26 protein-coding genes are annotated in these 18,542 nt (G+C 34.9%); 22 read left to right on the forward strand and 4 right to left on the reverse strand.

The features are described 5' to 3' along the window. Window positions 1-2: 2 nt before the first annotated feature. From ACYQ3X_RS06845 to ACYQ3X_RS06855, 3 genes are read right to left on the reverse strand one after another with little or no spacing between them, the layout of a single operon-like run. A complete protein-coding gene (locus ACYQ3X_RS06845) occupies window positions 3-323 on the reverse strand; it encodes a hypothetical protein (protein WP_460181060.1) in 321 nt (106 codons plus the stop codon). A 23-nt stretch (window positions 324-346) separates the two neighbouring features. Then, window positions 347-1,525, reverse strand: coding sequence for a bifunctional glutamate N-acetyltransferase/amino-acid acetyltransferase ArgJ (gene argJ, locus ACYQ3X_RS06850; protein ID WP_460181061.1), 1,179 nt, complete (start codon window positions 1,523-1,525; stop codon window positions 347-349). Then, window positions 1,525-2,742, reverse strand: coding sequence for an aspartate kinase (locus ACYQ3X_RS06855; RefSeq protein ID WP_460181062.1), 1,218 nt, complete (start codon window positions 2,740-2,742; stop codon window positions 1,525-1,527). The genes argJ and ACYQ3X_RS06855 overlap by 1 nt, the downstream gene beginning before the upstream one ends. Window positions 2,743-2,843: 101 nt before the next feature. Between ACYQ3X_RS06855 and ACYQ3X_RS06860 the strand changes: the two genes are divergently transcribed. Together ACYQ3X_RS06860 and ACYQ3X_RS06865 are read left to right on the forward strand one after the other, a co-directional pair. Next, window positions 2,844-4,364, forward strand: a complete 1,521-nt coding sequence (locus tag ACYQ3X_RS06860) for an NAD(P)H-hydrate dehydratase (protein ID WP_460181063.1) — start codon at window positions 2,844-2,846, stop codon at window positions 4,362-4,364. Then, window positions 4,361-5,140 (forward strand): TrmH family RNA methyltransferase, encoded by a 780-nt coding sequence (locus ACYQ3X_RS06865; protein ID WP_460181064.1) that lies wholly within the window; start codon window positions 4,361-4,363, stop codon window positions 5,138-5,140. The genes ACYQ3X_RS06860 and ACYQ3X_RS06865 overlap by 4 nt, the downstream gene beginning before the upstream one ends. Here ACYQ3X_RS06865 and ACYQ3X_RS06870 read toward each other — a convergent pair. Further along, window positions 5,088-5,435, reverse strand: a complete 348-nt coding sequence (locus ACYQ3X_RS06870; RefSeq protein ID WP_460181065.1) for a hypothetical protein — start codon at window positions 5,433-5,435, stop codon at window positions 5,088-5,090. The genes ACYQ3X_RS06865 and ACYQ3X_RS06870 overlap by 53 nt on opposite strands. Before the next feature lie 100 nt (window positions 5,436-5,535). Between ACYQ3X_RS06870 and ACYQ3X_RS06875 the strand changes: the two genes are divergently transcribed. From ACYQ3X_RS06875 to ACYQ3X_RS06970, 20 genes are all read left to right on the forward strand, one after another. After that, window positions 5,536-5,856, forward strand: coding sequence for a helix-turn-helix domain-containing protein (locus tag ACYQ3X_RS06875; RefSeq protein ID WP_460181066.1), 321 nt, complete (start codon window positions 5,536-5,538; stop codon window positions 5,854-5,856). Between the two features lie 69 nt (window positions 5,857-5,925). Continuing rightward, on the forward strand, window positions 5,926-6,369 hold the full coding sequence (rplI, locus tag ACYQ3X_RS06880; protein WP_460181067.1) for a 50S ribosomal protein L9: 444 nt from the start codon (window positions 5,926-5,928) through the stop codon (window positions 6,367-6,369). Next, window positions 6,369-7,751: a replicative DNA helicase gene (gene dnaB, locus ACYQ3X_RS06885; RefSeq protein WP_460181068.1), complete on the forward strand. Its 1,383-nt coding sequence runs from the start codon at window positions 6,369-6,371 to the stop codon at window positions 7,749-7,751. The genes rplI and dnaB overlap by 1 nt, the downstream gene beginning before the upstream one ends. 1 nt (window position 7,752) lies before the next feature. After that, complete coding sequence (gene amrB / locus ACYQ3X_RS06890) at window positions 7,753-8,559, forward strand: AmmeMemoRadiSam system protein B (protein ID WP_460181069.1); 807 nt, start codon at window positions 7,753-7,755, stop codon at window positions 8,557-8,559. Then, on the forward strand, window positions 8,543-9,151 hold the full coding sequence (gene mobA, locus ACYQ3X_RS06895) for a molybdenum cofactor guanylyltransferase (protein ID WP_460181070.1): 609 nt from the start codon (window positions 8,543-8,545) through the stop codon (window positions 9,149-9,151). Before amrB ends, mobA begins: the two co-directional genes overlap by 17 nt. After that, window positions 9,139-9,321, forward strand: a complete 183-nt coding sequence (locus tag ACYQ3X_RS06900) for a twin-arginine translocase TatA/TatE family subunit (RefSeq protein WP_353683977.1) — start codon at window positions 9,139-9,141, stop codon at window positions 9,319-9,321. Before mobA ends, ACYQ3X_RS06900 begins: the two co-directional genes overlap by 13 nt. Window positions 9,322-9,323: 2 nt before the next feature. Further along, the gene (gene alr / locus ACYQ3X_RS06905; RefSeq protein ID WP_460181071.1) at window positions 9,324-10,415 is read left to right on the forward strand and encodes an alanine racemase; all 1,092 of its coding nucleotides are present in this window, start codon (window positions 9,324-9,326) and stop codon (window positions 10,413-10,415) included. After that, window positions 10,412-11,590, forward strand: coding sequence for a pyridoxal phosphate-dependent aminotransferase (locus ACYQ3X_RS06910; protein WP_460181072.1), 1,179 nt, complete (start codon window positions 10,412-10,414; stop codon window positions 11,588-11,590). The genes alr and ACYQ3X_RS06910 overlap by 4 nt, the downstream gene beginning before the upstream one ends. Next, window positions 11,587-12,456, forward strand: a complete 870-nt coding sequence (era, locus tag ACYQ3X_RS06915) for a GTPase Era (RefSeq protein ID WP_460181073.1) — start codon at window positions 11,587-11,589, stop codon at window positions 12,454-12,456. The genes ACYQ3X_RS06910 and era overlap by 4 nt, the downstream gene beginning before the upstream one ends. A 1-nt stretch (window position 12,457) precedes the next feature. Further along, the gene (locus ACYQ3X_RS06920; protein WP_460181074.1) at window positions 12,458-12,910 is read left to right on the forward strand and encodes a bifunctional nuclease family protein; all 453 of its coding nucleotides are present in this window, start codon (window positions 12,458-12,460) and stop codon (window positions 12,908-12,910) included. Beyond that, a complete protein-coding gene (gene recO / locus ACYQ3X_RS06925) occupies window positions 12,910-13,605 on the forward strand; it encodes a DNA repair protein RecO (RefSeq protein ID WP_460181075.1) in 696 nt (231 codons plus the stop codon). The genes ACYQ3X_RS06920 and recO overlap by 1 nt, the downstream gene beginning before the upstream one ends. Before the next feature lie 7 nt (window positions 13,606-13,612). Further along, the gene (locus ACYQ3X_RS06930; RefSeq protein ID WP_460181076.1) at window positions 13,613-14,110 is read left to right on the forward strand and encodes a nucleotidyltransferase domain-containing protein; all 498 of its coding nucleotides are present in this window, start codon (window positions 13,613-13,615) and stop codon (window positions 14,108-14,110) included. Then, window positions 14,107-14,496, forward strand: coding sequence for a HEPN domain-containing protein (locus ACYQ3X_RS06935; RefSeq protein ID WP_460181077.1), 390 nt, complete (start codon window positions 14,107-14,109; stop codon window positions 14,494-14,496). Before ACYQ3X_RS06930 ends, ACYQ3X_RS06935 begins: the two co-directional genes overlap by 4 nt. A 36-nt stretch (window positions 14,497-14,532) precedes the next feature. Further along, window positions 14,533-14,694: a hypothetical protein gene (locus tag ACYQ3X_RS06940; RefSeq protein ID WP_460181078.1), complete on the forward strand. Its 162-nt coding sequence runs from the start codon at window positions 14,533-14,535 to the stop codon at window positions 14,692-14,694. Further along, window positions 14,695-15,282 (forward strand): MarC family protein, encoded by a 588-nt coding sequence (locus tag ACYQ3X_RS06945; protein WP_460181079.1) that lies wholly within the window; start codon window positions 14,695-14,697, stop codon window positions 15,280-15,282. Continuing rightward, the gene (locus ACYQ3X_RS06950; protein ID WP_460181080.1) at window positions 15,282-15,782 is read left to right on the forward strand and encodes a cob(I)yrinic acid a,c-diamide adenosyltransferase; all 501 of its coding nucleotides are present in this window, start codon (window positions 15,282-15,284) and stop codon (window positions 15,780-15,782) included. The genes ACYQ3X_RS06945 and ACYQ3X_RS06950 overlap by 1 nt, the downstream gene beginning before the upstream one ends. Further along, a complete protein-coding gene (locus tag ACYQ3X_RS06955) occupies window positions 15,782-16,420 on the forward strand; it encodes a histidine phosphatase family protein (protein ID WP_460181081.1) in 639 nt (212 codons plus the stop codon). The genes ACYQ3X_RS06950 and ACYQ3X_RS06955 overlap by 1 nt, the downstream gene beginning before the upstream one ends. Beyond that, window positions 16,407-17,399 carry a tetraacyldisaccharide 4'-kinase gene (gene lpxK / locus ACYQ3X_RS06960; protein WP_460181082.1) on the forward strand — a complete coding sequence of 331 codons (993 nt, stop codon included), beginning with the start codon at window positions 16,407-16,409 and terminating at the stop codon, window positions 17,397-17,399. Before ACYQ3X_RS06955 ends, lpxK begins: the two co-directional genes overlap by 14 nt. A 7-nt stretch (window positions 17,400-17,406) precedes the next feature. Then, on the forward strand, window positions 17,407-17,820 hold the full coding sequence (locus ACYQ3X_RS06965; RefSeq protein WP_460181083.1) for a hypothetical protein: 414 nt from the start codon (window positions 17,407-17,409) through the stop codon (window positions 17,818-17,820). A 12-nt stretch (window positions 17,821-17,832) separates the two neighbouring features. Beyond that, window positions 17,833-18,273 carry a hypothetical protein gene (locus ACYQ3X_RS06970; RefSeq protein WP_460181084.1) on the forward strand — a complete coding sequence of 147 codons (441 nt, stop codon included), beginning with the start codon at window positions 17,833-17,835 and terminating at the stop codon, window positions 18,271-18,273. Window positions 18,274-18,542: the final 269 nt, after the last annotated feature.

An 18,542-nucleotide genomic window follows, 5' to 3' on the forward strand; every position in this document is an offset into this window, starting at 1 on the left:
ACTTAATGTCTGATTAATCCAAAGATAGCAATAAGAATGCTTATGAATGTAAAGCCTACTCCCATAAACCACTGTAAAAATTGAAATCTTTTCTCTATTGCGTCAAATCTCTTATCTATTGCCTCAAATCTCTTCTCTGTTGATTCAAATCGTGCATTTTCAATTTCTCTTAATGCCTTAATTTCTTCTTCTACTCTGATTACTCTTTCAATAATGGACAATTCCCTTGCCTTTTGTTCATTCTGACGAACAAAGTTTTCAATAATTTCCTTTACAAGGATTTCCAGTTCTTCTTTTGAGATTTTTTCTATAATTTCAGGCATAATCAATTATATCATAATTTATTTTATGTTGTGTATGCAGAGTTTATTCGCACATATTCTTCTGATAGATCAGTTGTGAAGATAGTTGCTTTTGCTGTGCCAAGATTTAAGTTTATCAAAATCTCAATCTCACGCTGTTTAAGAAATTCCTTGAGTTCCTCCTGTCTCATTGTAGGAGAGCCTCTATCAAAAAGGCAGATACCATTTATATAAATCTCAACTTTTTCTTCCTTTAGTGAAACTCCAGAGTATCCCACAGCAGCAATCACTCTGCCCCAGTTCGGATCACATCCATAAAAGGCTGTTTTAACAAGAAGAGAATTTGCTACAGCCCTGGCAACTCTTTTTGCATCCTGAGCTGTTTTAGCTCCTTTAACATTAATTGTTATAAATTTTGTTGCTCCCTCTCCATCTTTCACTATCATTCTTGAAAGCTCAATGCAGAGGTCAGTGAGAGCATCTTTAAACTGCTTCCATAGAGCAGTCTTTCTTTCAATCTTCATATTAGATTCTCCATTTGCAAGCATCAAAACTGTATCATTTGTTGACATGTCTCCATCAACTGTAATTGAGTTAAAGCTCTGTGCCACAGCATCTCTTAAAATCTCTTTCATTAAATCCGAATCTATCTTTGCATCTGTAAGTATTGAACACAGCATTGTTGCCATATTTGGAGAAATCATTCCAGCACCTTTACATATTCCAAGAATTGTTACTGCAGTATCCTGTCCAATCTGCCTGTATGTAAGCTTTGGAAAAGTATCGGTTGTCATTATTGCTTCTGCAACCTGTAATGGCTGAGCATTGCCAAGACTGCTTACAAGTTCATCAACTGCTTTAATGATCTTTTCAACAGGCAAGGGCAGTCCGATAACTCCTGTTGAAAGTGGTAAAACATGTTCTTTATTGATGTTAAGTTTGTCTGCCAGATAATCAGTTATCTTTAATGCATCCTCTATTCCTCTCTGTCCTGTGCAGGCATTAGCATTTCCGCTGTTTAAAATCAATGCCTGAGCCTGTCCTGAGCGTATTCTTTTCATACAAATTTTTACAGGAGCAGCCTTTATCTGATTTGTAGTGAAAACCCCTGCAACATGAGCAGGCTTTTTAGAATAAATTAATGCGATATCATACCTGTCTGGATACTTAATCCCTGCTTTTGCAACTGAATAAAGAAATCCTTCAGGTGAAACAATATCCATTACTGCTCACCTAACTTAAATGTATCATGAAGGACTCTTACAGCAAGCTCAGTATATTTAGCATCAATAAGGCATGAAATCTTTATCTCTGATGTGCTTATCGCCATTATGTTTATTCCATGATTTGCAAGAGCCTCAAACATCTGAGCTGCCACTCCTGAATGTGTTCTCATACCAACGCCTACAATGGAAATTTTCGCTATTGTCTCATTTAATAGAACTCCCTCAGCTCCCAGGTCTCTGGAAATTTTCTCAGTAAGCTCAAGAGCTTTCTTAGCATCAGTTTTTGGAACTGTAAAAGAAATATCAGTTGCCTTGCCGTCACTACTTATGTTTTGAACAATCATGTCAACAACAATGTTGGCATCTGCCACTGCTTTGAAAAGTTTTGCTGCTATCCCGGGTCTGTCAGGAACTTTAAGAATTGTGATTTTTGCCTGATTTTTGTCATGAGCAATGCCTGATACTACGACTTTTTCCATATCTTTATCCTCCTTTGTAACTAATGTTCCAGGGTTCCAGTTAAAGCTTGAACGAACTACTACTGGAACATTGTATTTCATTGCAAACTCTACAGATCGACTCTGCAAAACCTTTGCTCCCAGTGAAGCAAGTTCAAGCATTTCTTCATAAGAAATCTTATCAAGCTTACGGGCATTGGGGACAATATTTGGATCAGCTGTAAATACACCATCAACATCTGTGTAAATCTCACATAAATCAGCATTTAATGCAGCTGCTATGGCAACTGCTGTAAGATCAGAACCACCTCTGCCAAGTGTTGTTACATCCTCTGTTTCTGTAATCCCCTGAAAACCTGCAACCACTACAATATAACCATCTTCAAGAGCTTTCAAAGCCCTGGTTGCAATAATCTTTTCAATTCTTGCCTTTGTATGCACTGCATCGGTAATTATTCCCATCTGTCTGCCAGTAAAAGCAATTGACTTATGTCCCAGTTCGCATAAAGCCATTGCTGTAAGCGCAGAAGTAATTCTTTCTCCAGAGGAAAGAAGTAAATCCATCTCCCTTTCTGGAGGATTTGAACATACCTGATGAGCAAGCCCAATAAGTTTATCTGTTTCTCCAGCCATTGCAGAAACAACTACAACCACTTTATTGCCTTCTTTAACAGTTTTTGAAACCCTTTCTGCAACAGCTTTTATTCTTTCAATGTTTGCAACAGAAGTTCCACCATATTTTTGAACAATAAGCATAGACGCCTCCATCTGTAAATTTGAGTTTTTCTATTATGTAAAAATTCTTTAGCTTTTTACAATTCCCTAAATTTTTGCCTCCTGTATGGTATAATTTTGATATGAAAGTCGTCACATCCAGTGAAATGGCAGAAATTGATAGATTAACAATTGAGCACTACGGCATTCCTTCAATGCTCTTAATGGAAAGAGCTGCTTTAGCTGTTAGTGAGCATGTGCTTGAACTTAATCCAGAAAATGTGATTGTTCTTGCAGGACCGGGAAACAATGGTGGCGACGGAATTGCCTGTGCAAGAATACTTAAAAATAAAATTAAAAATGTAAAAATTTTCCAGCTTTTCTCAGATGAAAAACTTTCAAGTGATTGCAAGACTCAGCTTGATATAGCAAAAAAATTTAAACTACCAGTAATTGAAGGTTATCCCATAGAAAATGAGATAATGCAGGCAGATGCAATTATTGATGCAATCTTTGGAACAGGACTTAAAAGAGCAATTGAAGGTGATATTGCTCGGTTCATTGAAAATCTCAATTCTTTTAAAAAGCCAGTTTTAGCTGTTGATATTCCATCCGGAATATCTTCAGATACAGGAGAAGTTATGGGAGTTGCTATTAAAGCAAAAATAACAGTCACCTTCGGACTTCCAAAAAGAGGACATTTAGTTTTCCCTGGCAAGGAATATACAGGTAAGCTTTTTATTGAAGATATTGGATTTCCAAAAGAATTAACAGAGTCTGAAAATTTAAAGATTTCCACAATTGAAAAACATTTTGCCTGTTGCCTTATTCCACCAAGACCAGCGTATTCTCATAAAACAAGATACGGGCATGTTCTTGTAATTGCAGGTTCTACAGGAAAAACAGGTGCAGCAGTCTTAGCAGCAAAGGCTGCTTTGCGGGCAGGTTCTGGACTTGTAACAATGGCAGTTCCTGCAGCACTTAAAGTTGTTTTTCAAAGTAAGGTTCTTGAAGAGATGATTCTTCCTCTTCCATGCACAATGAATACTCTTTCAAGAGATGCTTTACCTGAAATTATGGAATTTATAAATGAAAGGGCAAACTCTGTTGCCTTTGGTCCAGGAGTTGGAGTTAATGAAGATATTGAGATTATCTTAAAAGAGCTTATTTTAAACTGTCCATCTCCAATTGTAATTGATGCTGATGGAATAACAGTTCTTGGAAGAATCTCAGATGTACTTAAAAATGCTCGTTCTGAAATTGTTCTTACACCTCATCCTGGTGAGTTAAGCAGGCTTATAAAAATATCAGTAAAAGATATTGAAAAACAGAGAATTGATATTGCTCAAAAAGTAGCAAAAGACCTGGGAGTCATCCTTGTTTTAAAGGGTGTTCCAACAGTGATTGCTGAGCCTCAGGGCAAAGTATATTTAAATACAACAGGAAATCCAGGAATGGCAACAGGAGGTTCTGGAGATGTTCTTACAGGAATAATTGCTTCCCTGATCGGACAGGGACTTACTCCTTTTCATGCTTCTGTGCTTGGTTGTTTTATTCATGGATTAAGTGGAGATATAGCTGCTAAGAAAAGAGGATATCATGGTCTTATTGCAGGAGATTTGATTGAAAGTCTTCCAGAAGCTTTTATTGAGCTTACTCAATGAAATGGATTCAAAGTACAGAAAATCCATTAATAAAAGAGATAAAAAAAATCATCAAAAAACCAGAGAAAATCTTTATTGAGGGAGTCAATCTTGTTGAAGCAGCTCTTAATTCAGAGTATTTTCAGCCTGAGGAAGTGCTTGTAACAGAAGATTTTATTGAAAAACAAAAGGAGTTTTTTAAAAATCTTCAAACTAAAATCTCAGTTACAGGTATTTCTGAAAAGATTGCAAAGACAATCTCTGAAACAGTGACTCCTCAGGGCATATTTGCAGTTGTAAAATTTAAAAATAAAAATATCAATGAAATCAAAGATCCTTCTTTAATCGTTATTGCAGATAGAATTCAGGATCCTGGAAATCTTGGAACAATCATTCGTGCTTCTGAGGCTTTGGGCGCAGAAGCTCTGCTGATTACTTCTGGAACATGCAATCCTCTTTCAGGCAAGGTTTTAAGAGCATCCGCAGGAAGCATATTTTTTATTCCAGTGATAAAAGCTTCTGTAAAAGATATTAAACACTTCATCTTGAAAAATAAGCTTACCTTTGTAGTAACAGATTTAAAAGCAAAACTGCCCTGTTTTAATATAGATTTTACTGGCTCAGTTGCAGTAGCCTTTGGAAATGAATCTTATGGAGTAAGTGAAGAACTAAAAACAATAAAACATATAAGTTGCAGAATTCCTCATAAAGGTAAAACAGAAAGCTTGAATGTGGCTATGAGTGCTACTGTGCTGCTTTATGAAATTCTTCGTCAACGCTCTTTAAAGCCTCTTTAAACTGCTGAATATAAAAAGGTTTAGCAAGACAGAAAGCATTGTGTTTTAAAATTTCTTCTTCCGGACAGTTTAGAGTAGATAAAATTATCACAGGCTTATGAAAAACTATCTTTGCTATTTCTTCTAAGAGATTTAATTCCTTTATTGTTGTATAATCAGCTATAATAAATTTATAGTCTGAAAATGATTTTACAGTTGATGTAGCAAGTTCACCTTCGTAGCCAAAGAATCGTAAATATTCTATTAGGACCTCTCTCACAAGTTGATTATTTTCAATTACCAGAACTTTTTTCATAGTTATAAATTTTACACAACTTTTAATATATAAAGTCAAGATTTTTACAACTAAATATTGATAGATTTTAAAGGGGTTGAAGATTTAATGTTTTAAGTTGATGAAAATAGGTGAAACAATAAAGAAGTTGAGAAAGGCAAAAGGCATTTCTCAGATGGAACTTGCCGATAAGATTGGAATAACCTATCAGCAGCTTCAGAAATATGAAAAGGGAAAAGCAAAAATTACAATAGAAAGGCTTATTGATATAGCAAAAGCCCTTGATGTTCCTGTAAGCGTATTTTTCCCTGAACTATATGAAAAGGAAAGCAAATTTTACTCTGAAGATGAGGTTATTCTAATAGAATTTTACAGAAAAATTTCTGATGCTGAAATAAAAAAGGCATTATTGAGAATCATTAAAGAACTGAGCTCAAAATAGGCAGACTTCCTATAGTTGTTTGCATATGGTATGATATATTTAAGTGAAAATTTTTGAGAGGAGGCAGTAATGAAACTAATTCTCAAAGAAGATGTTCATGGATTGGGCAAAGCAGGACAGATTATCAATGTAAAAGATGGATATGCAAGAAACTATCTTCTTCCAAGAGGGCTTGCATTAATTGCTGATGAAAAAAATTTAAAAGCCCTTGAGTATCAAAAGAAAAAATTTGAAGAAGAAGCAAAGAAAAAGCGCCAGGATGCAGAATCAGTAGCAGAAAGACTCACTGCCCTTGAGCTTACAATTAAAGCAAAGGCTGGTGAGGATCAGAAACTTTTTGGCTCCATTACAGCAAAAGATGTAGCAGAAGCCTTGCAAAATCAGGGTTTTTCAATTGACAAAAAGCAAATCAATATTTTAGAGCCCATAAAAAGATTAGGAGAGCATGAAGTAGAAGTTAAACTTCATTCAAATGTGAATGCAAAATTAAAGATTAATGTTGTAGGAGAATAATGGCTTATTTAAAAGAAATAGATACTACTGCTCTAAGGCTTCCACCTCAGAGCCTTGAGGCTGAACAGGCTGTACTGGGTGCAATAATTCTTGAAGGAGAATCAATAACTAAAGTAATTGAAATAGTTTCACCAGAAGATTTCTACAGTGACAGACACAGAAAAATCTATCATGCAATGCTTGAACTTTTTGATAAAAATGAGCCAATTGACCTCATCACTCTTACAGAACATTTAAAAGACAAAGGTGAACTTGAAGAAGTGGGAGGAGTTGGCTATTTAGGAAATCTTACAACAGTAGTCCCTACAGCAGCAAATATAAAATATCATGCAAAATTGGTCAGGGAAAAGGCTTTACTGAGAGCTGTTATTCGTGCTTGCACAGAAATTGTTACAAAAGTTTATGAAGAGCCTGAGGATGCTGAGGAAATGATTGATTATGCTGAGAGATTAATTTTTGAAATTTCAGAAAAACGAACAAATACAAGCTTTTATCATATGAAAGATGTTGTTAAACATACTTTCAAGATAATAGAAAACATGTATGAGAAAAAAGCAGTAATAACAGGCATTCCTTCAGGTTTCAAAGACCTTGACGAGTTAACCTCAGGTTTTCAGCCAGGTGATTTGATAATTATTGGTGGCAGACCGGGAATGGGAAAAACAGCTTTTTCATTGAATATTGCCCAGCATGTGGGAGTAGAGCTTGGAGAGCCTGTTGCCTTTTTCAGTCTTGAGATGTCAAAAGAGCAAATTGCAATGAGACTTCTTAGCAGCATTGCAATGGTAAATTCTACAAGCCTGAGGAAAGGATTTATCAGTAAAAAAGACTGGGAAAGAATTACTGATGCTGCAGTCAAGCTCAGTGAAGCTCCGATTTATATAGATGATTCCTCTCAGATGAGCGTTCTTGAAATAAGAGCAAAAGCAAGAAGGCTTAAAATGGAAAAAGGAAGACTCGGACTGGTTATCATAGATTATTTGCAGCTTATGAGAAGCAGAAACACATATGATGTAAGAGAACAGGAAATAGCTGATATATCTCGTTCACTTAAAGCCATGGCAAAAGAACTAAAAGTTCCTGTTATTGCTTTAAGTCAGCTTAATCGCTCAGTAGAAAAAACTTCTGATAAAAGACCTACTCTGGCAAATTTAAGAGAATCAGGTGCAATTGAACAGGATGCAGATGTAATAATCTTCCTTTATAGAGATGAAGTATACAACAGGAAAAATTCTGCAAATAAAGGAAAAGCTGAAGTAATAGTGGCAAAGCAGAGAAATGGTCCTACTGACACTGTGTATCTTACTTTTCTGGATGATTATACAAGATTCCTTGATTATACTGATAAATACACAGGCACAGAGATAGAAGAGGAAGTGTAAAATGCTTAGAAGAAAACCAGCAGTTTCAGGATATTTTTATCCATCAAATCCTGAGGAACTTTTATATGAAATTGAAGAATACATGCCTTCACAGGTAAAACTAAGGGCTTTTGGCGCAATATGCCCTCATGCAGGATATGTTTATTCAGGTCATGTAGCAGGTGCAGTATACTCAAAAATTATCCCTGTTGAGACTTTTATTCTTCTTGGACCAAATCATACAGGTTATGGAGCAGATATTTCTCTGATGACTGAAGGACAGTGGGAAATCCCTCTTGGAAGTTTAAAGATAAATGAAAAGCTTGCAAAAAAAATCATAGAAAACTCTTCAGCTAAAGAAGACATTCAGGCTCATGTTTATGAGCATTCACTGGAAGTTCAGCTTCCTTTTATTTATAAGTTAAATCCTCAGGCTCAGATTATACCTATAACATTAAAAATGCTTTCACTTAAAGACTGTCTCAGTTTAGCACAGAGTATTGCCAGAGCAATAGAAGAACTTGCTCTTATGGATAAAGTTATTATTATTGCAAGCACAGATATGAGCCATTACTTACCCGATGACATGGCAAGAAAGCTTGACTCCCTGGCAGTTGAAAAAATCAAAGCCTTTGATCCAGAGGGAGTTTATAATACTGTATTAGAGCATAGAATATCTATGTGCGGAGTAATTCCCACCACAGTTATGCTTCAGGCAACAAAGCTTCTTGGTGCAAAGGAAGTTCAGATTATTAAATATGCAACCTCTGCTGAGGTTAACAGAGACTATAATAAAGTTGTAGGATATCTCGGTGCAATTGTCATCTAAATTGCCTCTTACATGTGTAATACTTGCTGGTGGAAAATCTTCACGAATGAAAACTAACAAGTGTTTGCTTTCTTTGAATAACAGGAAGCTTATTGAAATTCTTATCATAAACTTGAAAGAAATATTTGAAGAGCTTTTCATTGTTACAAACTTTCCTGAAGCATATTTTTATACTGGTGTTCCTCTGCTTGGAGACATTTATGCTTTTAAAGGACCTATGGCAGCAATTCATGTTTCTTTGAAAAATTCAAAATACGATGTCTTTGCCTTTGCCTGCGATATGCCATTTGTAAAAAAGGAAATCATTTATCTTCTTGGCGAAAAACATCTTAATCAAAAAAACAATATAACTGTTGCCTGTTATAAAGAAAAAATTTATCCTTTACCTGGGATTTACTCAAAGCATATACTGAATGAGTTAGAAAATTTACTTAAAGAGGACAAACTGAGCATGATGAAACTTATTAAAGATTTTCATGCTCAGGTCATTGATGTTGCAAATTTAGATGAAGAAGGGTTATCTTTTATTAATGTAAACACAGAAGAGGATTTAAAATTGCTTAAAAAAGGAGGCAAAAAATGTTTGGATTAGGAACACAGGAATTAATGCTTATTCTTATAATAGTGGTTATTCTTTTTGGAGCAACAAGACTACCCCAGATTGGTAAAGGGATTGGAGAGGCTATAAGGAACTTTAAAAAAGCAACATCTGAAAAAGATGAGATTGATGTAACTCCAAAAAAGGATGAAGAGAAAAAATAAATGTGAGACTTCTTGAAGCAGAGATAGATCTAAAAGCATTAATTCACAACTTTTATATAGTTAAAACTGTTCTGAAACCAATTAATCCATCCTGTAGAACAATAGCAATTATAAAAGCAGATGCCTATGGACATGGAGCAAGAGAAGTTGCACTTGCGCTTGAAAAAAGATGCTTTGCCTTTGGAGTAGCTTTTTTTGAAGAAGCTGTTGCATTACGAGAAGCAGGAATAAAATCAAAAATTATTGTTCTCTTTGATAGAGAAGTTGAAGGCTTATTTAAATACAATCTTACTCCAGTAGTATTTGACTTAAAACATGCTCAGGCTCTTTCAAAACATGCTCAGAAAAAAGGAGTGAATCTCTCTATTCATGTTAAAGTTGAGACAGGTATGGGAAGACTTGGAATTTATAATGCACCATGCGAAACAATTAAAAAAATAGCTCAGCTACCAAATATAAAAATTGAGGGCATCATGAGTCATCTTTCAGAAGCAGAAAACAAAGAATGGACAACAGAACAGATAAGGAGATTTAAAGAGATTCAAAGATGCGTGATTAATCTTGGAATTAATCCTGCTTTCCACATCTCAAACTCTCAAGGAATCATATATCCAGAGGCTTTATTTGATGCAGTAAGACCAGGATTAATACTTTATGGATACACTCAAAACTTTGAAAAAGAATTAAAACCCTGCATGAAAGTTAAAACGAAAATTATTGATATAAGAAAGCTTCCAAAGGGCTCACCAATAAGTTATGGAAGAACCTTTATAACAAAAAGAGATAGCCTTATTGGAGTTATTCCTGTTGGATATGCTGATGGATATTTCAGAAAATTAACTAACAGAGCAAAGGTTATTGTAAGGGGCAAAAAAGTGCCTGTTGTTGGAACTGTTTGCATGGATCTTACAATGATAGACCTTACAGATATTACAGAAGCTGAAATTGACGATGAAGTAATCTTGCTTGGAGAATCAGGAAATGAAAAAATCACAGCTCAGGATATTGCAGAATGGGCAGAAACTATAACCTATGAAGTATTAACATCCTTAGGAAGCCGAGCAAAAAGAAAATATATTAAGGAGGAGACATGATAGCAGAGAGAACAAAAAGAATTAAACCTTCAGCAACTCTTGCTGTTGACAGCCGTGCAAAAGAGTTAAAAGCAAAAGGAATGGATGTTGTAAACTTTGGAGTTGGAGAGCCAGACTTTGATACTCCTGAACATATTAAAGAGGCTGCAATAAAGGCAATCAAAGAAGGTTTTACAAAGTATACTCCTGTTGGTGGAATTGATGAGCTTAAAGAGGCAATAATTGAAAAACTTGAAAGAGATAATGGATTAAACTATGAAAAAGCAAACATTTTAGTATCCTCAGGTGCAAAGCATTCTTTATATAACATTGCCCAAGCATTATTTGGTCCAGGAGATGAAGTAATAATTCCTTCACCTTACTGGGTTTCTTATCCTGATCAGGTTTTACTTAATGATGCCCAGCCAGTAATTATTGAAACAAGACAAGAAGATGATTTTATGCTTCGTCCTGAAGTTTTAAAAGAAAAGATTACTTCTCGCACAAAGGCAATTATTATTAACTCACCATCAAATCCAACAGGCTTTATTTACACAAAAAAAGCTTTGGAAGAAATTGCAGAAATTGCTTTAAAACACAATCTTTACATTATTTCTGATGAGATATATGAAAAACTGATTTATGATGGTGAAAAGCACATAAGTATTGCCTCTTTAAGTGAAGAGATTAAAAATAAAACCATTGTTGTAAATGGATTGAGTAAATCCCATGCAATGACTGGCTGGAGAATTGGATACGCAGCAGGACCTGAAGAGATTATAAAAACCATGACAAAAATACAGAGTCAGTCCACATCAAATCCAACCTCTATTGCCCAGAAAGCAGCAGTTGCAGCTCTAAGAGGACCTCAGGATTGTGTGGAACAGATGCGTCAGGAGTTTGAAAAAAGAAGAAACTATCTTGTGAAAGAGTTAAACAGCATTCCTCAAATTTCCTGCAAAATGCCAAAGGGTGCTTTTTATGTTTTCCCGAACATAGGAAAAATTCTTGGCAAAAACGGAATAAATTCATCAGTGGATCTAAGCATCTACCTTCTTGAGAAAGCTCTTGTAGCTGTGGTTCCAGGCTCTGCCTTTGGTGCTGAAGAATATATAAGAATATCCTATGCAACAAGTATGGAAAATCTATCAAAAGGTATTGATAGAATACGTAAGGCATTGGAAGAACTTAGATGAAATGTGGATATGTGGCATTAGTTGGAAGACCAAATGTTGGTAAATCAACACTTCTTAATGCAGTTGTGGGAGAGAAAATTGCCATAGTAACTGAAAAACCTCAGACAACAAGAAATAGAATCATTGGAATAAAAAATCTTCCTCATGCTCAAATTATTTTTGTTGACACTCCGGGAATTCATAAGCCAAGACATAAACTTGGTGAATTCATGGTTAAAGAAGCTCATCAGGCAATGGATATGGTTGACTTAATAGTTTTTATGGTAGAACCATGCAATCCCTTGGAAATTGAATTTTCAATTATTGAAAAACTAAAAAATCTCAATAAACCTATTATTCTTGCAATTAACAAAATAGATACAGTCTCAAAGCAGAGCCTTCTTCCATTAATAGATCTGTATAAAGATTTACACTCATTCATGGAAATAATTCCTATTTCTGCCCTTAAAAACGATGGAGTTGAACGGCTGGTTGAAAGAATTATTTTTTATCTTCCAGAGTCTCCAAAGCTTTACCCAGAAGATATGCTTACTGATCAGGCAGAAAGATTTATGGTTGGTGAGCTAATTAGAGAAAAAATTATGAAATACACCTATGATGAAATTCCATACTCAGTGGCTGTTGAGATAGAAAAATGGGAAGAAACTGGGAAACTCCTGAATATTGGAGCAAATATTTATGTTGAAAGAGAAGGTCAAAAAATTATTATAATAGGGAAAAAGGGTGAAAGATTGAAAAGAATTGCTCAAGAGGCAAGGCTTGATATTGAAAGATTTCTGGGAACAAAGGTTTTTCTTGAAGTTTGGGTAAAGGTTAGAAAAAAGTGGAGACAAAGAGATATAATATTAAAATCACTGGGGTATTGAGATGTTAATTGAGATGAAAGTAGAAGGACTGTTATTTGATCCAAGAAGTGGAATGTATATTCTACTACTGCAACAAATAGATGGAGATGAGACCCTTCCCATCTGGATTGGTAAACCAGAGGCTGACTCAATTGCGCTGGCACTTGGTAAGGTGCTTACTCCAAGACCTTTAACACACGATCTGATAAAAAACATTCTTGAGGAGCTTGAAGTTCGCATTACTAAGGTTGTTATAACTGACTTAATTGACAATACCTACTATGCTCTAATCTATGCTCACGATGGAGTAAGGGAAAAAGCAATTGACTCTCGTCCTTCTGATGCTGTTGCTATTGCTTTAAGGGTTCAGGCACCAATATTTGTTGAGGAAGGAATATTTGAGTTGAGAAAAGCAGATGAGCTTGAAGAATGGCTCAAAAATCTTAAACCTGAAGATTTTGGCAATATAATGTAGTGATTTATTCCACTGAAGGAATTGTCCTCAAAAATACAGATTACTTAGAAGCAGATTTAATTGTTACATATCTCAGTAAAGATTTTGGATTAATAAATCTCTTTGCAAAAAGCCCTCGCAAAATAAAAAGCAGATGGGGAAGTTCTTTTGAACCTCTGACCTATGCAAGAATCTCATTTATTGGAAGAGAAGACAAACTTCAGAAAATAATTCAATCCGATATTATACAGAGCTTTCAAACAATAAGGGAAAACTATAAAATCTTTTTAAAGCTTTCAGAGGTTTTAAGACTTTTTTTAGATATTCTTCCAAAAAGAGAGCCAAATAATGAACTTTTTTCTCTTTTTTTAGAAACTCTTTTTTTTATGCAAAAAACTCAAAAGGCAGAAAACTATATTGTTTTTCTTAAAATAAAAACACTAAAAATTCTTGGCTATCTTCCTGACTTCAACCATTGTGGAGTCTGCCATGATGCTTTAAATGGAGAATCCTTTTATTCAGATGGTTTTGTAATGTGTAGGAAATGTGCATCAAAAAAAGAGTTTTATATACTGCCCGAGGGAGTTTTAAAGCTTCTCAATAAAATCTCTCAATGGAAGTTATCATATCTGGAAAGGGTTAAAATTGCAGAAAAATTAATAGATGATATGGAAAAGTTTTTAAAAAATCATATTTCAAGCACTGTTAAGGTATAATAGAAACATGGGATACAGGCAAAAATATTACAATTTTATTGAAAAGCTCTCAAAAGCAATAATGAATTTTTACTGTGATAGACTTATCAGCATAGTTATTTTCGGTTCTGTTGCTTCTGATACTTTTAGACCTGACAGCGATATTGATATTTTAATCATAGCAAAAGAGTTACCAAAAGGCAGAGTAAAAAGAGTAGAAGAATTTATGAAAAACATAGAAAGCAAACTTGAGCAAGATATGATGAAACTTTCCAAGGAAGGCATTTATATAACACTTTCTCCAGTTTTTAAAACTCCTGAGGAGGTTCATACTGGAAGCCTTCTATTTCTTGATATGACAGAAAATGTAAAAATTTTGTTTGACAGAGATGATTTTTTTAAAAAATATCTGGAAACACTAAAGATAAAATTAAAAAATCTTGGTGCAAGGAAAATCTACAGCAAAGGTGGGTATTATTGGGAATTAAAGCCTGATTACAAATTTGGAGAGATAATTGAATTATGACCACTCATCAGCTTGCAAAAGAATATATGAAAAAAGCTATAACGAGGTTAGATGTATTAGAGATCTTTTTACAAAAAGAGGATTACTCTGATGTCATAAGGGAAGCACAGGAGGTTGTTGAACTTGCACAAAAGGCAATGTTAAGACAGGTAGGCATTGATCCACCAAAGTGGCATGATGTGGGAGGAATAATTCTTGAGCACATAGAAAAATTTCCTGAGGAGATTCATCAGAGCCTACTAGAAATAGCTGAAATATCAAAGTGGTTAAGAAAAGAAAGAGAGCTATCTTTTTATGGCGATATAGATTTTATCCCTTCTGAAGAGTATACTCGGGCTGATGCATTAAAAGCTATAGAAGGTGCAAGAAACAAGAAAAGTAGTTGAAATTGCTAAAAAGTAATAAAACTTTAGGAGGTAGCAATGGCAGAGCAAAAACCAATGTGTATTATCTGTGCATGGAGAGCAACATGCCAGAAGCAGTTTTCCCTTAAAGCAGGGCAGAGATGTCCTGACTTTGTAAAAGATGTAACAGTGAAAACTGAAGAGGAAGAAAAACAAAAGGAAAAAGAAGAAAAAGAATAAGTGGAAATAATAAAAACATTTTTACTCACTTTTATACCTCTTTTTGTGGCAATTGATGCTCCTGGAATTTTGCCTCTTTATATTTCTCTTGTTGAAGGAGTCCCTGATGCTCAAAGAAAACAAATTGCAAGGCAGTCAGTAATTACAGCCTTTCTTGTGGCAATCTCTTTCCTTTTTCTTGGAAATTTTATATTTTCTTTGCTTGGAATAAAGCTTGAAGACTTCATGATTGCTGGAGGAATTCTGCTTTTAATACTTTCAATCTCAGATATTCTCACAGTAAAAAAAGAGCTTTCAATTAGTGAAACTCTTGGAGTCGTTCCCATTGGAACCCCTCTACTTGCAGGTCCTGCAACCCTTACAACTTTAATTATTCTTTCAGGAAGTTACGGATATCCAGTGGTGATTTTTTCCCTTTCTCTTAATCTTTTAATTGCATTGATAATGCTTGAAAAAGCAGATTTTGTGATAAAGGTAATGGGAATTCATGGAATAAAAGCCTTTGCCAAAGTAATGGCTTTACTTCTGAGTGCCATTGCTGTAAGCCTCATTAAAAAGGGATTGACAAAAATCTTAGGAGTCAGTTAATGATACATCTTTATACAGGTGATGGAAAAGGTAAAACAACAGCAGCAGTGGGAGCTACAGTAAGGGCAATTGGAAATGGTTTTAAAGTGTTGTTTGTCCAGTTTATGAAAGGTGCCCACACTGGTGAGATTGAAGTATTTCAGAAATTTCCAGATTTGATTAAAGTTTACCGCTGTAGCACTGGCTTTGTTTATGAAAAGCCTAAGCCATCTCAGATAGATTTTGCAGTTGAATGCATTAAAGACATTGAAACTCTTATTAAAAGAGACCACTATGACTTGATTGTTCTTGATGAACTTTCTGTGGCATTAAACACAGGTTTAATATCAAAGGAGCAGGCACAAAAGCTAATTGACCTTGCCCAAGATGCAGAGCTTATAATTACAGGAAGAAATGCGCCAGAATGGCTCATTGAAAAGGCAGACCTTGTTACAGAGATGAAAAAAATTAAACACTACTTTGACAGAGGAATAAAAGCAAGAAGGGGAATTGAATACTGATGGAACCAACAGTTGTTATTTATCTTCTGAGACATGGACAGACAGAAGGAGCAAAAAAAGTCTATAAAGGTCATATTGATGTTCCTTTAAGCAAGGAAGGAGAGGCTCAGATTGAAAAAACTGCCATTTTTTTAAAAGAGTATGTAAAAAAATACAGTCTAAAGCCTGAAATCATTTATTCATCTCCCCTTAAAAGATCCATTGCATCAGCAGAAATCTTAAGCAAAACTCTTTCATTGAAACTAAAACCAGAGGAGATTTTAAAAGAAAGAAGCTTTGGAAAATGGGAAGGTTTAAGTATAAATGAGATTATATCCCTTTATCCCGATGATTTTGAAAGATGGAGGCTCAACCCAGCAGAGTTTTCACCTCCAGAAGGTGAATCCACCATAGAAGTAAGCAAGAGAGCTACTGAGGCATTGAAAAAAATTATTAAAAATCATAAAAACAGCCAGATTTTTATCACAGCCCATGGAGGAATAAACAGAGTAATTTTATGCAATCTCTTAGGAATGCCACTTGAAAACATATTTAGAATTGAGCAGGATTTTGCCTGTGTAAATATAATTGAATTTTACGAAACTCAGCCTGTCCTTAAACTCATAAATGGCGTTTTCTGGAAAGATGAATATTTTTGAAAGATTATATCTATTTTTTTACCTTCTTAAAAAAAAGAAAGCCTTAGAGTGTCAGAAAAAGCTTCCATTTCCTGTAATCAGTGTGGGAAATCTGACAGTTGGAGGAACAGGAAAAACTCCTTTTACAATTGCCCTTTCAAAGGAATTAAAAAAAGCAGGCTATGAGCCTGTTATTCTTACCCGTGGATACAAAGGAAGCCTTAAAGGACCTGTAATTGTCTCTGAACATATGAATGCAGAACATACTGGAGATGAGCCAGTGATGATGGCTATGGAAGGGCTTAAAGTAGTAAAAGGTGCTGACAGATACACTGCTGGATTATATGCCATTGAAAAACTCAGACTTAATGAGCATGAAAAAGTAGTATTTATTCTTGATGATGGATTTCAGCACTGGAGGCTTTACAGAGATTTAAATATCTTACTCATTGATGGATATAAAGGTTTTGGCAACTGCTGTTTTATCCCATTTGGACCTTTAAGATCTCCTTTAAGTGAAATCACTGAAGCAGACATTATATTTATAACAAAAAAGGAAAATGAAAAATTGAAAGAGATACTTAAGGCATATGAAGTTAAAGAAATATATTTTACACCATTAAAAATTGAAGGGATAAAAGACAGCGAGGGACAATACATTGAACCATATGGTAAAAAAGCTTTTGCCTTTGCAGGGATTGGCAATTTTCAAAGCTTCATAGACTGTCTTAGAAAGCTTAATCTTAAAATTATCGGGCAGAAAAAATTTATTGACCATAAGAGATACACTGAAAAAACCATAAAAAAAATTGAAAAACTCTCTAAAGATGCAGAACTCCTTATCACAACAAAAAAGGATTTCGTAAAAATAAAAGATAAAACTTTAAAACCCAACCTGTGCTATCTTGAAATATCTTTAAAAATCAATGAAAAATTTATTGCCAACTTAGTTGATTTTTTATTAAAATTGAAACATGAAAGAAAAAATCTCCAGAGTTGAAGCAGTCATGACAATTTTATTAATTTTTCTGATTTTTACTGGCTCAGCAGTTTTTGCAAAGGATTTTTCTCAGGAAGACAAAGAAAGACTGATAAGGCTTGAAGAAGGACTTAAGGCTGTAAATCAGAGAATTGACTCTCTTGATAAAAGAATTGACGATTTAAAAAATCTTATGTATGTTTTAATTGGTGCTGTATTTGCTCAAACAATTGGTGTTGTTGGCTTTGTTTTATGGGATCGTGGGGGCACCCCAAAAAGTTTGCAACTTTTTGGGGACCCGTGTAGAACAGCACTTCAGCCTGCATTGAGAAAGAATAAGGAGCTTGAAGAAAGGCAGGACAGAATTGAAAGAACACTCAGGGAGCTTGCGAAAATTGATAAGAAAGTTGAAGAAGTGCTAAAAAATACTGGTTTACTATAGGAGAATTTTCAAATGTTTGGCAGACTGACCAGAATCTTAGTCATAGTTTTAGCTGTTCTGGTAGCAACTTCACTTATTTATGCTGAGGACAAATCTTTCACTCAGGAAGACAAAGAAAGGCTGATAAGGATTGAGACAACTTTAAAGGAGTTCAAAGAATCTGTTGACAAAAGATTTGAACAGATTGACAAACGTCTTGAGTTCATTCAGAATATTATGATAGGAATGCTTGGAGTATTTGGAGGACTTTGCGGAGTATTTGTTGGATTACTTTTATGGGATAGAAAAACTTTTAAAGAGAAAGCAAAAGAAGAAGCAATGAAAGAGATTGAGGCAAAATACAGGATAGGAGACTGGATTACTGCATTAAGGGAGTATTCAAAGAAAAAAAAAGGAGCTGCTGGTCCCAAAAAAGTCATGGACTTTTTGGGGTGCCCCTATCAGATATTTTAAGGAAACTAAACTTATTGTAGAAAGGAGGTGAGAGAGAAATTTCTGGAGGAAGGAGGGGTCCCAAAAAGTCATGGACTTTTTGGGGTGCCCGATGTCATAACTGCCAACATGGGCGTCATGGTAGTTATGACAGATTCCGAGTGACGCAACCGGCCTCCTCTGTATGTAACTTTATTTTTACTGTTTTTCCGAAAACCTTGAATCGGAAGTAGGGGAAATGGTATCAATCCCTACAGAACTTGATGTGGCATTTAGTTTGCATTATGAAA

Source organism: Thermodesulfovibrio sp. TK110 (assembly GCF_054658355.1).

What these genes read in the sequence shown, in the direction of transcription:
- ACYQ3X_RS06950 (WP_460181080.1), top strand. Translation starts at nt 15,282, where the DNA reads ATGATACATCTTTATACAGGTGATGGAAAAGGTAAAACAACAGCAGCA.
- argJ (WP_460181061.1), bottom strand. Translation starts at nt 1,525, where the DNA reads ATGGATATTGTTTCACCTGAAGGATTTCTTTATTCAGTTGCAAAAGCA.
- dnaB (WP_460181068.1), top strand. Translation starts at nt 6,369, where the DNA reads ATGGCTTATTTAAAAGAAATAGATACTACTGCTCTAAGGCTTCCACCT.
- ACYQ3X_RS06935 (WP_460181077.1), top strand. Translation starts at nt 14,107, where the DNA reads ATGACCACTCATCAGCTTGCAAAAGAATATATGAAAAAAGCTATAACG.
- ACYQ3X_RS06910 (WP_460181072.1), top strand. Translation starts at nt 10,412, where the DNA reads ATGATAGCAGAGAGAACAAAAAGAATTAAACCTTCAGCAACTCTTGCT.
- ACYQ3X_RS06870 (WP_460181065.1), bottom strand. Translation starts at nt 5,435, where the DNA reads ATGAAAAAAGTTCTGGTAATTGAAAATAATCAACTTGTGAGAGAGGTC.
- ACYQ3X_RS06940 (WP_460181078.1), top strand. Translation starts at nt 14,533, where the DNA reads ATGGCAGAGCAAAAACCAATGTGTATTATCTGTGCATGGAGAGCAACA.
- amrB (WP_460181069.1), top strand. Translation starts at nt 7,753, where the DNA reads ATGCTTAGAAGAAAACCAGCAGTTTCAGGATATTTTTATCCATCAAAT.
- ACYQ3X_RS06900 (WP_353683977.1), top strand. Translation starts at nt 9,139, where the DNA reads ATGTTTGGATTAGGAACACAGGAATTAATGCTTATTCTTATAATAGTG.
- era (WP_460181073.1), top strand. Translation starts at nt 11,587, where the DNA reads ATGAAATGTGGATATGTGGCATTAGTTGGAAGACCAAATGTTGGTAAA.
- rplI (WP_460181067.1), top strand. Translation starts at nt 5,926, where the DNA reads ATGAAACTAATTCTCAAAGAAGATGTTCATGGATTGGGCAAAGCAGGA.
- ACYQ3X_RS06855 (WP_460181062.1), bottom strand. Translation starts at nt 2,742, where the DNA reads ATGCTTATTGTTCAAAAATATGGTGGAACTTCTGTTGCAAACATTGAA.
- ACYQ3X_RS06970 (WP_460181084.1), top strand. Translation starts at nt 17,833, where the DNA reads ATGTTTGGCAGACTGACCAGAATCTTAGTCATAGTTTTAGCTGTTCTG.
- ACYQ3X_RS06965 (WP_460181083.1), top strand. Translation starts at nt 17,407, where the DNA reads ATGACAATTTTATTAATTTTTCTGATTTTTACTGGCTCAGCAGTTTTT.
- ACYQ3X_RS06860 (WP_460181063.1), top strand. Translation starts at nt 2,844, where the DNA reads ATGAAAGTCGTCACATCCAGTGAAATGGCAGAAATTGATAGATTAACA.
- ACYQ3X_RS06930 (WP_460181076.1), top strand. Translation starts at nt 13,613, where the DNA reads ATGGGATACAGGCAAAAATATTACAATTTTATTGAAAAGCTCTCAAAA.
- ACYQ3X_RS06845 (WP_460181060.1), bottom strand. Translation starts at nt 323, where the DNA reads ATGCCTGAAATTATAGAAAAAATCTCAAAAGAAGAACTGGAAATCCTT.
- ACYQ3X_RS06955 (WP_460181081.1), top strand. Translation starts at nt 15,782, where the DNA reads ATGGAACCAACAGTTGTTATTTATCTTCTGAGACATGGACAGACAGAA.
- ACYQ3X_RS06865 (WP_460181064.1), top strand. Translation starts at nt 4,361, where the DNA reads ATGAAATGGATTCAAAGTACAGAAAATCCATTAATAAAAGAGATAAAA.
- ACYQ3X_RS06875 (WP_460181066.1), top strand. Translation starts at nt 5,536, where the DNA reads ATGAAAATAGGTGAAACAATAAAGAAGTTGAGAAAGGCAAAAGGCATT.
- lpxK (WP_460181082.1), top strand. Translation starts at nt 16,407, where the DNA reads ATGAATATTTTTGAAAGATTATATCTATTTTTTTACCTTCTTAAAAAA.
- ACYQ3X_RS06920 (WP_460181074.1), top strand. Translation starts at nt 12,458, where the DNA reads ATGTTAATTGAGATGAAAGTAGAAGGACTGTTATTTGATCCAAGAAGT.